The following is a 13,648-nucleotide window of genomic DNA, read 5'->3' as shown; positions in this document are numbered from 1 at the left end:
TCCGCAGGACTGCTCATCTCAACCACTCACATCCAGGAGCTCACGATGGCCGACGTGGCCTTCGTCGTCACCACGATCGCGATCTTCGCGCTGGTGGCCTTCATCGCCAAGGGGGTGGCCAAGCTGTGACTGCCGAGAACATCGTCGGTCTCCTCGTGGCCGTCGCGCTGGTGGGTTATCTCGTCCTCGCCCTCGTCAAGCCGGAGAGGTTCTGAGCCCGGATATGAGTCCCGTTCTGGCTGGAACCCTCCAGCTTCTGGCGCTGCTCGTCGCACTGGGTCTGGCCCACCGGCCGCTGGGCGACTACATGGCGCGTGTCTACTCCTCGGAGAAGCACTACAGGCCCGAGAAGTGGATCTACAAGGCGATCGGTGCGAACCCGAACGTCGAGATGCGCTGGCCGGCGTACCTGCGCGGAGTGCTCGCGTTCTCCGCGGTGAGCGTCCTCTTCCTCTACCTGCTCCAGCGGGTGCAGGGCTCGCTGCCCGGTTCGCTCGGCTTCGCGTCGATCGATCCGGACCAGGCGTTCAACACGGCCGCCTCGTTCGTGGCCAACACGAACTGGCAGTCGTACTACGGCGAGCAGGCCATGGGCCACGTCGTGCAGACCGGCGGCCTGGCGGTGCAGAACTTCGTCTCGGCGGCGGTGGGGATCGCCGTGGCGGTCGCCCTCGTCCGGGGCTTCGCCCGGTCCCGTACCGGTGAGCTGGGCAACTTCTGGGCCGACCTGGTCCGCGGCACCGTCCGCATCCTGCTCCCGATCTCCGTCGTGGGCGCGCTGGTCCTGGTCGCGTGCGGCGCGATCCAGAACTTCTCCGGGATCCACGAGGTGGGGCAGTTCTCGGGCGGCACGCAGCAGTGGAACGGTGGCGCGGTGGCCTCGCAGGAGGTCATCAAGGAGCTGGGCACCAACGGCGGCGGGTACTTCAACGCCAACTCCGCCCACCCCTTCGAGAACCCCAACGGGATCTCCAACCTGTTCGAGATCTGGCTGATCCTGGTCATCCCGTTCGCGCTGACGCGGACGTTCGGCCGGATGGTCGGCTCGCTGAAGCAGGGCTACGCGATCCTGGCGACGATGGCCACCATCTGGCTCGGCTTCACCGCGCTGATGATGTGGACCGAGTTCGCCCACCACGGGCCGGCGTTCGAGCTCGCGGGCGGTGCGATGGAGGGCAAGGAGACCCGGTTCGGGGTCGGCGGCTCGTCGATCTTCGCGGTGGCCACCACGCTCACGTCCACCGGTGCGGTGAACTCCTTCCACTCCTCGTTCACCGGCTTCGGCGGCGGGATCACGATGCTGGGCATGCAGCTCGGCGAGATCGCGCCCGGCGGTGTCGGGTCCGGCCTCTACGGCATGCTGATCATGGCGATCATCGCGGTGTTCATCGCCGGTCTCATGGTCGGCCGCACCCCGGAGTACCTGGGCAAGAAGATCGGCACCCGCGAGATCAAGTACGCGGCCTGCTACATCCTCGTCACCCCGGCCCTGGTGCTCTGCTTCACCGCTGCCGCGATGGCGCTGGACACCCCGGCGAACTCGATGACGAACTCCGGCGCGCACGGCTTCTCCGAGATCCTCTACGCCTACACCTCCGGCGCCAACAACAACGGCTCCGCCTTCGCGGGGCTGAACGCCGACACGCAGTGGTTCAACTCGACCATCGGCATCGCGATGCTGCTGGGCCGGTTCCTGCCGATGGTGTTCGTCCTGGCGCTGGCGGGTTCGCTGGCCGAGCAGCAGCCCGTCCCCGAGACCGCGGGCACGCTGCGGACCGAGAAGCCGCTGTTCACCGGTCTTCTGGTCGGCACGATCATGATCATCACCGGTCTCACCTATTTCCCGGCCCTCGCGCTGGGCCCGCTCGCCGAAGGGCTCGCGGCATGACCATCGACGTGAAGAAGCAAGAGGACACCATGTCCACCGCAGAGACCGCCGTCACCGAGACGAAGGCGCCGCACGGCGGACCGTCCGCCGGGCACGAGCCGGCCGGCCGGGTCGGCGGGGGCCTGTTCGACCCGGAGCAGCTGATCAAGTCCTTCCCGGACGCGGTCAGGAAGCTCGACCCGCGCGTGATGATCAAGTCGCCGGTCATGTTCGTGGTGCTGGTCGGTTCGGTGGTCACCACCGTGCTGGCGGTCAAGGACGCGGGCAACTGGTTCGGGTGGGCGATCACCGCCTGGCTCTGGCTGACCACGATCTTCGCCAACCTGGCCGAGGCCGTGGCCGAGGGCCGGGGCAAGGCCCAGGCCGACACCCTGCGCAAGGCCAAGACCGACACCGTCGCCCGCCGGATCACCAAGACCGGAGAGGAGCAGGTGCCCGGCACCGAGCTGAGGATCGGCGACCTGGTGGTCTGCGAGGCCGGCGACATCATCCCCGGCGACGGCGACGTCGTCGAGGGGGTCGCGAGTGTCGACGAGTCGGCGATCACCGGCGAGTCGGCGCCCGTCATCCGCGAGTCCGGCGGCGACCGGTGCGCGGTGACCGGCGGTACGAAGGTGCTGTCCGACCGGATCGTCATCAAGATCACGGCGAAGCCCGGCGAGACCTTCATCGACCGCATGATCAACCTGGTCGAGGGCGCCGCCCGGCAGAAGACGCCCAACGAGATAGCCCTCAACATCCTGCTGGCGTCCCTCACGATCGTCTTCCTGCTCGCCGTCGTCACCCTGAAGCCCTTCGCGATCTACGCCGGGGCCGACGACCAGACCTCGCTCGTCGTCCTGACGGCGCTGCTGGTCTGTCTGATCCCGACGACGATCGGCGCGCTGCTCTCCGCGATCGGCATCGCCGGCATGGACCGGCTCGTCCAGCGCAACGTGCTCGCCATGTCCGGCCGGGCGGTCGAGGCCGCCGGCGACGTGTCGACGCTGCTGCTCGACAAGACCGGCACCATCACCCTCGGCAACCGCCAGGCCGCCGAGTTCGCGCCGGTCAAGGGCACCACCGAGGCCGAACTCGCCGACGCCGCCCAGCTCTCCTCCCTGGCGGACGAGACGCCGGAAGGCCGCTCGGTCGTCGTCCTGGCGCAGGAGAAGTACGGGCTGCGCGAGCGTCACCAGGGCGAACTCGCCCACGCCAGGTGGGTCGAGTTCACCGCCCAGACCCGCATGTCGGGTGTGGACGTCGACGGTCGGCAGATCCGCAAGGGCGCCACCGGATCGGTCGTGGCCTGGGTCGAGGAGCAGGGCGGCGCCGTCCCCGGCGACGCCCAGGCCCTCACCGACCGGATCTCCGGGGCCGGCGGCACGCCGCTCCTGGTCGCCGTGAAGGACGACGAGGGTGCCCGGGTCCTCGGCGTCGTCCACCTGAAGGACGTCGTCAAGGACGGCATGCGGGAGCGGTTCGACGAGCTGCGGCGGATGGGCATCAGGACCGTCATGATCACGGGTGACAACCCGCTGACCGCCAAGGCGATCGCCGAGGAGGCGGGCGTCGACGACTTCCTCGCGGAGGCGACTCCCGAGGACAAGATGGCGCTGATCAAGCGGGAGCAGGCGGGCGGCAAGCTGGTCGCGATGACCGGCGACGGCACGAACGACGCCCCGGCGCTCGCGCAGGCGGACGTCGGCGTGGCGATGAACACGGGCACGTCGGCCGCGAAGGAGGCCGGCAACATGGTCGACCTCGACTCGAACCCGACGAAGCTGATCGAGATCGTCGAGATCGGCAAGCAGCTCCTCATCACCCGGGGCGCGCTGACCACCTTCTCCATCGCCAATGATGTGGCGAAGTACTTCGCCATCATCCCGGCGATGTTCGCGGTGGCCTACCCCTCGCTGGACAAGCTGAACATCATGGGCCTGGCCTCGCCGGAGTCCGCCATCCTGTCCGCCGTCGTCTTCAACGCGCTGATCATCATCGCGCTCGTGCCGCTCGCGCTGAAGGGCGTGCGGTACCGGCCGACCAGCGCCGACCGGATGCTCCGCCGCAACCTCGGGCTCTACGGACTCGGCGGCCTGATCGCCCCGTTCATCGGCATCAAGATCATCGACATGCTTCTCTCCCTCGTCCCCGGGATCGGCTGATCATGAACAACTCCGCAGGAAACGCAGGGCGACTGCTCTGGGCCGGTCTCCGCGCCCTTCTCGTCCTGACCGTGATCACCGGCGTCCTCTACCCGCTGGCCGTCACCGGCATCGCCCAGATCGCGTTCAACGACAAGGCCAACGGCTCCGAGATCAAGGACGCGAGCGGGAAGGTCGTCGGCTCCGAACTCATCGGCCAGACCTACGACCTTCCGACGAAGGAGGGCGAGGAGACCGCGAGCCCGGACCTGAAGTGGTTCCAGCCGCGGCCGTCCAACGGCCTGGGCAGCAACAGCGTCAACACCCGGTACGAGCTGATCCTCTCCGGCGCGACCAACCGTTCCGGTGACAACGCGGACCTGATCCAGTGGGTGACCGAGGCCAAGGCGGCCGTGGTGAAGGACAACTCCACCGCCGGTCACAAGGTGAAGCCGTCCGACGTCCCGGCCGACGCCGTCACGTCCTCCGGCTCCGGGCTCGACCCGCACATATCCCCGGAGTACGCGAAGCTCCAGGTCCACCGCGTCGCCGAGAAGAACCACCTGACCGTGGCCCAGGTCGACAAGCTCGTCGCCGACCACACCGACGACCGGATCCTCGGCTTCATCGGCGAGCCCCGCGTCAACGTCCTCGTACTCAACATCGCGCTCAAGGACCTGGTGGCCAAGGGCTGATGGCTCTACGCCCGACGAACAGGAGCCGGCGGTCGGGAATCCACCGGCCGCCGACTCCGCGCGCGTCCGGCACCACGCTCGACGCGCCCGGCCGGCGGCTGCGACGCGTCGCTAGGGCCGGACCGCGGCGTGGCCCCACGGGCGGGTGGACAGCATCCGCGCCAGGGCGAGCGTGCTGAGGGCGAACATCAGCACACCCAGGGGGACATGGACCGACGACACGTGCGCGATGCCCACGACGACCTGCACCGTGGCGAGGACGAGGAACCCGGTCGCGTACAGGATGGGCCGGGGCGAACCGCCGCCCGGCCGCCAGGCGAGGATCGCGGCGAGGAGGTACAGCATTGCCGCGGCGTACATCACGCGCGAGCCGATGTCGTGGATCAGGTATCCGGTGGACGAGGTCAGCAACAGCCCGGCGGTGGACGCCTGGAAGAACAGGGTCAGGGTCTGCAGGGCGACCGAGACCTTGAGGAACGTGTGGCTGCGCTGCGTGGCCGTGGTCGGTCTGGCCATGATGTGGTCCTCTTCTCCGTTGTGCGGCAGGGCGTGGGACGGTCTGTGGTCCGGCGAGGTCATCGCAGGGTGAGCGGGGTCTCGGTGCCGACGCGGGTCAGCTTCTCGGGGTTGCGGACGATGTAGAGGCCGGTGATGGCGGCGTCCTCGACGCGGAACGCGATGACGCCGTCGAACTCGCCGTTCACGCGCAGGGCGAGCGCCGGCTGGCCGTTGACCACGGTGGGGTCGCAGCTGATCGTGACGCCGTGCTTCGCTGCGCCGCCGAGGTAGAAGCGGACCAGCTTGTCGGCGCCGACGATCGGCCGTACCGCTGCCCGCTTCACGCCGCCGCCGTCGCTCACCAGGACGACGTCGGGCGCGAGCACGTCGAGGAGTGCCTGCGGGTCCCGGCTCTCGATCGCGCGCCGGAACGATTCCACGGCCGTCCGGGCGGTGCCGGGCGAGACGGTGTTGCGGGGGCGGCGGGCGTCCACGTGCTTGCGGGCGCGGTGGGCGATCTGGCGGACGGCGTCGGGGCTCTTGCCGACGGCCTCGGCGATGTCGTCGTAACCGATGTCGAAGGCCTCGCGCAGGACGAAGACGGCGCGTTCCGTCGGCGTCAACGTCTCCAGGACGAGCATCATCGCCATCGACATGCTCTCCGCGAGTTCGACGTCGTCCGCCACGTCCGGCGCGGTGAGCAGGGGTTCGGGCAGCCAGGGGCCGACGTACGCCTCCTTGCGGCGCTTCATGGTGCGCAGCCGGTTGAGCGCCTGGCGGGTGGTGATCCGGACCAGGTAGGCGCGTTCGTCGCGTACCTGCTCCTGGTCCACCTTGACCCAGCGCAGCCAGGTCTCCTGGAGGACGTCCTCGGCGTCCGCCGCCGAGCCGAGCATCTCGTACGCGACGGTGAAGAGCAGGTTGCGCTGGGCCACGAAGGCCGCCGTCGCCGGATCTGCGCCGTGCTCGCTCATGAGGTCTCCTCCGTCTTCGGTGGTTCGGCCTCAAGACACCGCCCACCCGCTCCCCGTGACACGGTGTGGTGCAGGTCACATGCACTGTCGGGTGGAGGCCGTCGTTGCCGCGCCGCGTGCCGTGCGGTCGTGATCAAGGCCGCCGCGCGCGGGATAGGTTGGAACTCGGCGGCAGGGGCCAGGTGACCACGGAGCCCGGCCGCCGGGGAGCTGAGGGGGAGACGTACATGCCGGACGGCCGGAACGGCCGGAGTGGGCGGAGCGGGCGGAACGGCGGGCCGGAGAGCGGGCGGGCCGGCGGGCCGGAGAGCGTGCGGGAGGCGCTGGAGGGTCCGTACGCGCAGTTCCTGCTGTCGGCCTGGCCGCTGAGATGCTGGGCGTACGTGTTCAGCGGGGCCGTGTTCGGCTACGCCGTCCTGGTTCTGCTCTTCATACTCACGCTCGCCGGTGTGGCGCTCTCCGTTTTCGGGATCGGCATCGCGGTCCTGGCCGGCACCTCGGTGCTCGGCGTCCCGGTCGCCGCCGTGGAGCGCCGCCGGCTGCGCCTCGTCGACCCCGTACCGCTCGCCGACCCGCACCGCCGGCTGTCCGGCGTCGGTGTCCGGGGCTGGTTCCGAGCGCGGTTGAAGGAGCGGGCCACCTGGCGGGAGCTCGGCCACACGGCCGTACTGGGCGTGCTGTTCACGCTCACAGGCTCCGGCCTGGCCCTCCTGCTGGCCCTCTCCCTGGGATTCACGGCCGCGCCCCTGGTGGTGTGGGCCGTCGCTCCGGACACGGTGATGCTGCTGCCCGGAGTCGCCGCGGCGAGCCCGGCCGCCGCGCTGCCGGCGACCCCCGCCGGGCTCGTCGGCGTGCTGCTGTGCGCGCTCGCGGGCGGCCGGCTGGCCGGGATACAGACCAGGATCGCCCGGTCCCTGCTGTCGCCGCGCGACGAGGACCTCAGCAACCGCGTCATCGAACTCACCCGTTCCCGGGCCCGGCTGATCGACGCGTTCGAGGCCGAGCGGCGACGCATCGAGCGCGACCTGCACGACGGGGCCCAACAGCAGCTGGTCGCACTCTCCATGACGCTGGGTCTCGCCGAGATGCGGCTCGAGGACGACGACTCGCGCGCCAAGGAGCTGATCGTCCGGGCCCGCGGCGAGGCCCGACTCGCGCTGGAGCAACTCCGCCGCCTGGTCCGGGACATCCACCCGCAGGTGCTGACCGACCACGGCCTTGCGGCGGCCGTCGCGGAGGTCGCGCTGCGCAACCCCATCCCCGTCACCGTGGACATCGATCTGCCGCGCCGGCTGCCCGGACCGGTCGAGTCGATGGCGTACTTCACCGTCACCGAGGCCCTGACCAACGCCTCCAAGCACAGCGGCGCGTCCCGCATCGCCGTCGTCGGCAGGTTCGCCGGCGAGCGCCTCGACCTGACGATCACCGACGACGGGCGCGGCGGGGCCGCCCCGGCCGCCGGCGGCGGGCTCCAGGGGCTCGCCGACCGGATGGCGATCCTGCGTGGTCGGCTCACCGTCTCCAGTCCCCCCGGGGGACCGACCGAACTCCGTGTGGAGGTGCCGTGCTCCGGGTAGTCCTGGCCGAGGACGCCGTCCTGCTCCGTGCCGGGTTGGCGGAACTGCTCACCAGCGGCGGACACGAGGTGATCGCCGCCGTCGGCGACGCCGACGCGCTGGTCCGCGCCGTCGACGAGGGCGGCCCCGACGTCGTCGTCACCGACGTCCGGATGCCGCCGGACTTCAAGGACGAGGGCCTCAGGGCCGTCCTGGCGCTGCGCGAGCGGCAGCCGGGGCTGCCCGTCGTCGTGCTGTCCCAGTACGTGGCCACCGTGTACGCCACCCAGCTCCTCAGCGGCAGCCGGGAGGACAGCGGCGGGCTCGGCTATCTGCTGAAGGACCGGGTCGGGGAGGTCTCGGAGTTCCTCGACGCGCTGTCCAGGGTCGCGGCGGGGGAGACCGTCATCGACCCGGAGGTGGTGCGGATGCTCCTCGTCCAGCAGGCCGAGGCGCAGACGCTGCGCCGACTCACCGCGCGGGAGCGGGAGGTGCTGGGTCTGATGGCCGAGGGGCTGAACAACCAGACCATCGCGCGGCGGCTCTGCGTCACCGAGTCGTCCGTGGTCAAGCACGCCGGCAACATCTTCATGAAGCTGGACCTCGACCCGGCCGAGGGCAACCGGCGGGTCCTCGCCGTCCTCGCCCACCTGCGGGACGGCCTCGCCTGAGGGCCTGACGGCGCCTCAGGGCCGACGGTGAGGGCCACCCGCGGGTCACGGCCGCGCGTCCGGCTCCGAGCAGCGTTCCTCCGCCGGGGCGAGGAGCCGGGCCAGCTGACCGACCGCCGCTTCCCACGACCACTCCCGCTCGACCCAGCGGCGGCCCGCCTCGCCCATGGCCGCGCTGTCCGGGGACACCAGCAGCGACGTGACCGCCCGCGCCACCGCGTCCACGTCACGGCCCGGTACGACGTGGCCGGTCTGGCCGTCGAGGACGGCGTCGGGAGCGCCGCCGGAGTCGCCGGCGACCACGGGCAGTCCGCTCGCCGCCGCCTCCAGGAACACGATGCCCAGGCCCTCCGCCTCCAGACCCGCCCTGCGCGTGCGGCACGGCATGGCGAAGACGTCGGAGGCCGCGTAGTACTCGGCGATCTCGGCGTGGCTCCGGCCGCCCGCGAAGACGACCGAGTCCGCCGGGCAGCTCACCGCGAGCCGGCGCAGCCGCCGTTCGGCCGGACCCTGGCCCACCACCAGCAGGACCGCTTCCGGCACCGCGCGCCGGACCAGGGGCAGGGCGCGTATGAGGGTGTCCTGTCCCTTGCGGGCGACGAGCCGGGAGGCGCAGAGGATCACCCTCCGGTCGTCCGCGATGCCGTGCCGCTCGCGCACGGCCCGACGGGCCCCCGAGGCGGGGTCCGGCCGGAACTCGGCGGCGTCCACCCCCGGCGTGAGCCGGCTCAGGCGGGCCCGGGGGCCCAGCGCGGGGGCGATCCGGGAGCGGGTGTACTCGCCGAGGTACGTGACGACGTCCACGTGGTCGCCGATGCGACGCAGCAGCCGACGGGCGCCGGGCGTCCGGGCCCACCAGATCTCGTGTCCGTGCGTGGTGGCCACCATCCGCCGGATGCCGGCGCGCCGCAGCTCCGGCGCCATGGCCGCGAGGGGCGCGGCGGCGCCGAACCAGACCCGGTCGCAGCCGTGCTCGCGGGCCAGCTCGATCGCGCGCCGGGTGACCCGACGGGTCGGCAGCAGAGTGCGGGAGGGATCGCGGACCACCGGGAACGGCAGCCCGGCGTCGAACGCCCCGGAGCCGGCTTCGCCGGAGGTGTAGACGACCACGTCTCCCGGCATCCGGGCGGTGACCTGGTACACGAAGGTCTCGATGCCGCCCTGCCGGGGCGGGAAGTCGTTGGTGATGACGAGGGTGGTACTCATGACGTCGCCGCCTTCAGTCGCGGAGGAGGGATGCGGTGGGCACGCGCGCGGAGCGCGGCGAGAGCGTCAGGGACGCCGGCCGGCGGGCCTTCCTCCGGTGCACGGGGTCGGCCTGACGGATCCACAGCATCAGGAACAGGGGCAGGGCGAAGTAGCCGAACCGGCCGGCGGGCGCCAGCAGGAAGGCCAGGCACAGTCCGGCCCCGAGCCGGTCCGCGGCGGCCACCGCGGTCGCCGGGGGCCGTACGACGAGCCACACCGCCATGGCCGTGCCCCCGAGCGCCAGCAGGAGGACGGCCGCGTACCAGCCCAGGGATCCCGAACTTGCCAGCAGTTGGCCCGGCATGGGGCCGACGGCCGGTGTCGCGACGTCGCCCCGCCCGGTCGGGAAGGCCAGCACCTGCTGGACCATCGGCCCGGGCGAGACGAGGGCGCTGGGCAGGACCAGGACGACGGTGCCGCCGACCGCCGCGAGCGCGCAGCGCACGGCCGGACGCGAGCCGCCGAGCCGGGCGAGCAGCACCACCGCGACGACGATCGCGGGCAGCGCGGTCCACTTGAGCGAGCACGCCGCGGCGAGCACGAGTCCGGCCGCGACCGGACGGCGCACCCCGGTCAGGGCGATGGCCAGACAGCACAGACCGGTCAGCGGGAGGTCGACCCCGCTGACGCAGATCGGCATCGCGATCAGCGGCGAGGCGACGAGCACGGACAGGGACGTGGCGTAGGTACGAGCCGTGCCGCGCGCCTCCTCCTCGTCGCCGCCGGCGGCGCGCGCCAGGACGGTACGGCCCACGCACAGGCAGATGAAGAAGGCCGCCGCGCACCACAGCCGGGCGTCGCCCAGCAGCCGCAGAGCCCCGGGGCCGTCGCCGAGCAGCACCCGGGGCATGCCGAAGAGGGCCATCCCCGGCAGGTAGGGCGTGTAGTCGAGAGAGTCGCGCGGGTGCGGCAGGTACGGAGTGCCCTGTTCGAGCAGGAGGGCCCCCGCCCGCTCGATCACCCGGACCTCGCTCTGCGCCTGGCCCGTCAGCGCCAGATGGAGGATCGGCAGTACGACGGCCCCGGCGAGGGCGAACCCGAGGGCCGCCGGCCTCGCGCGCGGCCGCGGGAGCCGGCAGGCCGCGGCAGCCGCCAGGACGTACCCGACCGCGGCGAAGAGCCCCCAGATCCGATGCGCTCGATGGTCGGAGCAGAGGGGGAAGAACCCGGCCCACAGCGCGGCGAGAAGCCACCCGGCGACCCACGTCCTTCTCCGGCTCCACCCGCGCGCGAGCCGCACCACCGGGCTGTCCGCCGCCTTGTCCTTGCGATGAGTTGACACCCCTTCATTGCAGCCGTGAACAGGGCGGCGTACATCGCACCCAGGTCGAGACCTGGAGGTGGGGTTTTCCCCACGTGGACTACGTCCTGGAGGCGGTTGCGGGGACGGGCTCGGCCCGTGTGACGCGCCTGACCGCCCGCGTCAGGCGCGTCACCCCGCTCGCGTACACGACGCCGAAGACCAGCGACGCGACGAGCGCGAGAGGCTCCGAGACGTCGTCGAAGATCGGGTAGATCTGCCAGTGGGTCAGGTAGATGGCGAGCGAGCTGCCTGCCAGGAGGCCGGCCAGCTGGTTGGCGCGGCGGGTGCTCGGCAGTGTGGGCAGCCAGGTCAGGAGGGCGAAGCCCGCCATGACGAAGAGTTCGCGGCGGAGTTCGCCGGGGAAGAAGCCGGGGATCGTCGCGAGGGCGGCGAGCGTCACCAGGAGGCGCTGCGGGACGGTGCGCGTCCTGGCGGCGGCCCAGCCGAGGGCGAACAGCCAGAAGACGGTGACCGCGTCGGTGATCTGGCTGCGGTCGGGCAGCCCCACCAGCTCGTAGCGGGTCAGCAGGCCGAGGGCGACGAGGGCGACCGGCAGCGCGAACGGGAAGCGGCGCTCGGCCCGGTCGACGGCGGGCACGGCCAGCAGGAGCAGCATCGTCAGCAGGATGTAGACGAGCGCCTCGACGAACCACAGATGGATGCCCGGACCCATGTCCTGAGGGTTGATCAGGTTGTGCACGAGCAGCAGGTTCGTCAGGTCGTAGTCGTCGTCGACCAGCAGCGCGAACCCGGTCCAGGCCATGCAGGGCAGCGCGATCCGCGCGATGCCCCGGCCGGTGCGGCGGAGGCGCTCGCGCCGCTCGGCCGACGTCAGGAGGAAGCGGGCGAAGTTGAAGCCCGCGACGGCGAGCAGCAGATGGGCGCCGCCCCTGATCTCGAAGAGCCGGATGTGGGTGCCCACGACGCACACGATCGCCACCGCGCGCAGCGCGACGCTCGTCTCCATCGCCCGCCCGGGTCCGCGGCGCCGCTTCAGCTCGCGTATCGGGGTGAGGTGCCAGTTCGGCGGCAGGTGGCCGAGGCGTTCCTCGAGCTGGAGCGACATCTCCACGTACGAGAGGGAGTCGCCGCCCAGGCCCACGAACGAGTTGTCCGGGGTGACGTCGGTGCGGTCCAGGATCCGCGCGTACAGGGCGCACAGGTCCGCGGCCGACGCGCCGCCGGAATCCGCGCCGCCGGAATCCGCGCCGCCGGAATCCGCGCCACCGGAATCCGCACCGTCGGAATCGGTGCCGCCCGCCCCGGCCTTCGCCGCCGGGCGCGCAAGACCCCGTACCGCCGGGTAGTCCGGCTTCCCGTTGGCCAGCCGGGGCAGTTCGTCGACGAGACGGACGTCCACCGCCCGCACCGGCAACCCGCACTCCTCCGTGACCCGGCGCCGGATCCGTCGTACGTCCCAGCCGGGCCGGCGGACGGCCGCGACGACGATCCGGTCGTCGTCGCCGGCGCACAGCGCCCGCACTCCGTACCGTTCGAGCATCGTCTCCACCTGCCGCGGGTCGATGCGCAGGCCGAGGATCTTCAGGAACCGTGAGCGCCGGCCCACGATCTCGTACAGGCCCTCGTCGGTGCGCCGGGCCAGGTCGCCGGTGCGCAGGACGTCGACGGTGCGGCCGAGCGCGAGGTCGTCGGGGGTGCGGGCGTAGCCGAGCATGACGTTCGGGCCGGAGTAGACGAGCTCGCCGACGCCGGCCGCCGTCCCCTCGTCCGGTACGGGTTCGAGAGCGAACGAGCCGCCGGGGACCGGGACTCCGATCGCCTCGGGACGCGCCGCGGCCAGCTCCGGCGGCAGGTACGCCATCCGCGCGGTCGCCTCGGTCTGGCCGTACATGACGAAAAGGTCCCAGCCCTGCCGCTGCCCCAGTTCGGCGTAGCGCACCACGCGTTCGGGGGCGAGCCGGCCGCCGGCCTGGGTGACGTACCGCAGATGGGGCAGGTCCATGTCGGCGAAGCCCACCCGGTCCAGCAGGTCGAAGGTGTAAGGCACGCCGGCGAGCGCGGTGCCGCGGGCGGCACGGAACAGGTCCCAGAAGCAGGCGTCCGACACCGAAAGGCCGGCCAGCACGAGCCCGGCGCCGCGCAGCAGGTGACTGTGCAGCACGGACAGGCCGTAGCAGTAGTGCATCGGCAGGGTCGTCGCGGCGCGGTCGGACGCGCGGATGCCGAGGTACTCGGCGATCGACTCGGCGTTCGCCTGGAGGTTCTCGTAGGAGAGCCGGACCAGCTTGGGGGAGCCGGTGGATCCGGAGGTGCTGAGCAGCAGGGCCAGATCGGGGTGGAGGGTGTGGGCGGAGCCGGCCCGGCGCTCCTCGATCCGCCATTGGCCGGGCCCGGGGTGGACCACGACGTCCGGGTCGTAGGCGGCGGTGAGCGCCGCCGCGGCCTCGGGGTGGTCGCCGGGGACGAGGAGCACGGGATGCCCCGCGGAGAGGGCGGCCAGGTGGACGACGAGCGCCTCCACGTCGTTGGCGCCCGGCAGCAGTACGAGCCGGCGCCCGGTGCCCAGCCGCAGGGCCGTGCGGTCGACCCGCTCGGCCAGGTCACGGTACGAGATCTCGCCGTCGGCGGTCACCAGGGCGGTGCGGTCGCCGTGCAGCGCCAGCGTGCGGGCGAGGGGGAGAACACTGCCGCGAGCGGGCGGCGAAGGGAGGAGCGTCACGGGCGCATAGTA

Annotated in this window: 11 protein-coding genes; 6 read left to right on the top strand and 5 right to left on the bottom strand. The window is 71.9% G+C overall.

All coding sequences use genetic code 11. The features are described from left to right. Positions 1–125 precede the first annotated feature (125 nt). Genes kdpF through R2D22_RS09200 form a run of 4 tightly spaced genes read left to right on the top strand, consistent with a single transcriptional unit; the run spans position 126 to position 4,706 of the window. A complete protein-coding gene (gene kdpF, locus R2D22_RS09215; protein WP_318102569.1) occupies positions 126–215 on the top strand; it encodes a K(+)-transporting ATPase subunit F in 90 nt (29 codons plus the stop codon). 8 nt (positions 216–223) lie between these two features. Continuing rightward, positions 224–1,888 (top strand): potassium-transporting ATPase subunit KdpA, encoded by a 1,665-nt coding sequence (gene kdpA / locus R2D22_RS09210; RefSeq protein WP_318102567.1) that lies wholly within the window; start codon positions 224–226, stop codon positions 1,886–1,888. Beyond that, the gene (kdpB, locus tag R2D22_RS09205) at positions 1,885–4,032 is read left to right on the top strand and encodes a potassium-transporting ATPase subunit KdpB (RefSeq protein WP_411976997.1); all 2,148 of its coding nucleotides are present in this window, start codon (positions 1,885–1,887) and stop codon (positions 4,030–4,032) included. Before kdpA ends, kdpB begins: the two co-directional genes overlap by 4 nt. Before the next feature lie 2 nt (positions 4,033–4,034). Further along, entirely contained in the window at positions 4,035–4,706 is a 672-nt protein-coding gene (locus tag R2D22_RS09200; RefSeq protein ID WP_318102565.1) for a potassium-transporting ATPase subunit C, read from the top strand. Between the two features lie 111 nt (positions 4,707–4,817). Here the strand turns inward: R2D22_RS09200 and R2D22_RS09195 are convergent, their stop codons facing one another. Next, positions 4,818–5,222 (bottom strand): hypothetical protein, encoded by a 405-nt coding sequence (locus tag R2D22_RS09195; RefSeq protein ID WP_318102563.1) that lies wholly within the window; start codon positions 5,220–5,222, stop codon positions 4,818–4,820. Between the two features lie 59 nt (positions 5,223–5,281). Further along, complete coding sequence (locus R2D22_RS09190; protein ID WP_318102562.1) at positions 5,282–6,178, bottom strand: RNA polymerase sigma-70 factor; 897 nt, start codon at positions 6,176–6,178, stop codon at positions 5,282–5,284. A gap of 227 nt (positions 6,179–6,405) precedes the next feature. Between R2D22_RS09190 and R2D22_RS09185 the strand changes: the two genes are divergently transcribed. Together R2D22_RS09185 and R2D22_RS09180 are read left to right on the top strand one after the other, a co-directional pair. Then, positions 6,406–7,755 carry a sensor histidine kinase gene (locus R2D22_RS09185; RefSeq protein ID WP_318102560.1) on the top strand — a complete coding sequence of 450 codons (1,350 nt, stop codon included), beginning with the start codon at positions 6,406–6,408 and terminating at the stop codon, positions 7,753–7,755. Continuing rightward, a complete protein-coding gene (locus tag R2D22_RS09180) occupies positions 7,743–8,405 on the top strand; it encodes a response regulator (protein ID WP_318102559.1) in 663 nt (220 codons plus the stop codon). The genes R2D22_RS09185 and R2D22_RS09180 overlap by 13 nt, the downstream gene beginning before the upstream one ends. A gap of 45 nt (positions 8,406–8,450) precedes the next feature. Here the strand turns inward: R2D22_RS09180 and R2D22_RS09175 are convergent, their stop codons facing one another. The 3 genes from R2D22_RS09175 to R2D22_RS09165 form a co-directional block, all read right to left on the bottom strand. Next, positions 8,451–9,611, bottom strand: coding sequence for a glycosyltransferase family 4 protein (locus R2D22_RS09175; protein WP_318102557.1), 1,161 nt, complete (start codon positions 9,609–9,611; stop codon positions 8,451–8,453). Positions 9,612–9,624: 13 nt separating this feature from the next. Then, entirely contained in the window at positions 9,625–10,935 is a 1,311-nt protein-coding gene (locus R2D22_RS09170) for a glycosyltransferase 87 family protein (protein ID WP_318102555.1), read from the bottom strand. Between the two features lie 79 nt (positions 10,936–11,014). Further along, the gene (locus R2D22_RS09165) at positions 11,015–13,636 is read right to left on the bottom strand and encodes an AMP-binding protein (RefSeq protein WP_318102554.1); all 2,622 of its coding nucleotides are present in this window, start codon (positions 13,634–13,636) and stop codon (positions 11,015–11,017) included. Positions 13,637–13,648 lie beyond the last annotated feature (12 nt).

Source organism: Streptomyces sp. HUAS YS2 (assembly GCF_033343995.1).
Lineage (GTDB): Bacteria > Actinomycetota > Actinomycetes > Streptomycetales > Streptomycetaceae > Streptomyces > Streptomyces solicathayae.
Note: the sequence above shows the minus strand (reverse complement) of the source record. Positions and strands in the feature narration are given on the sequence as shown.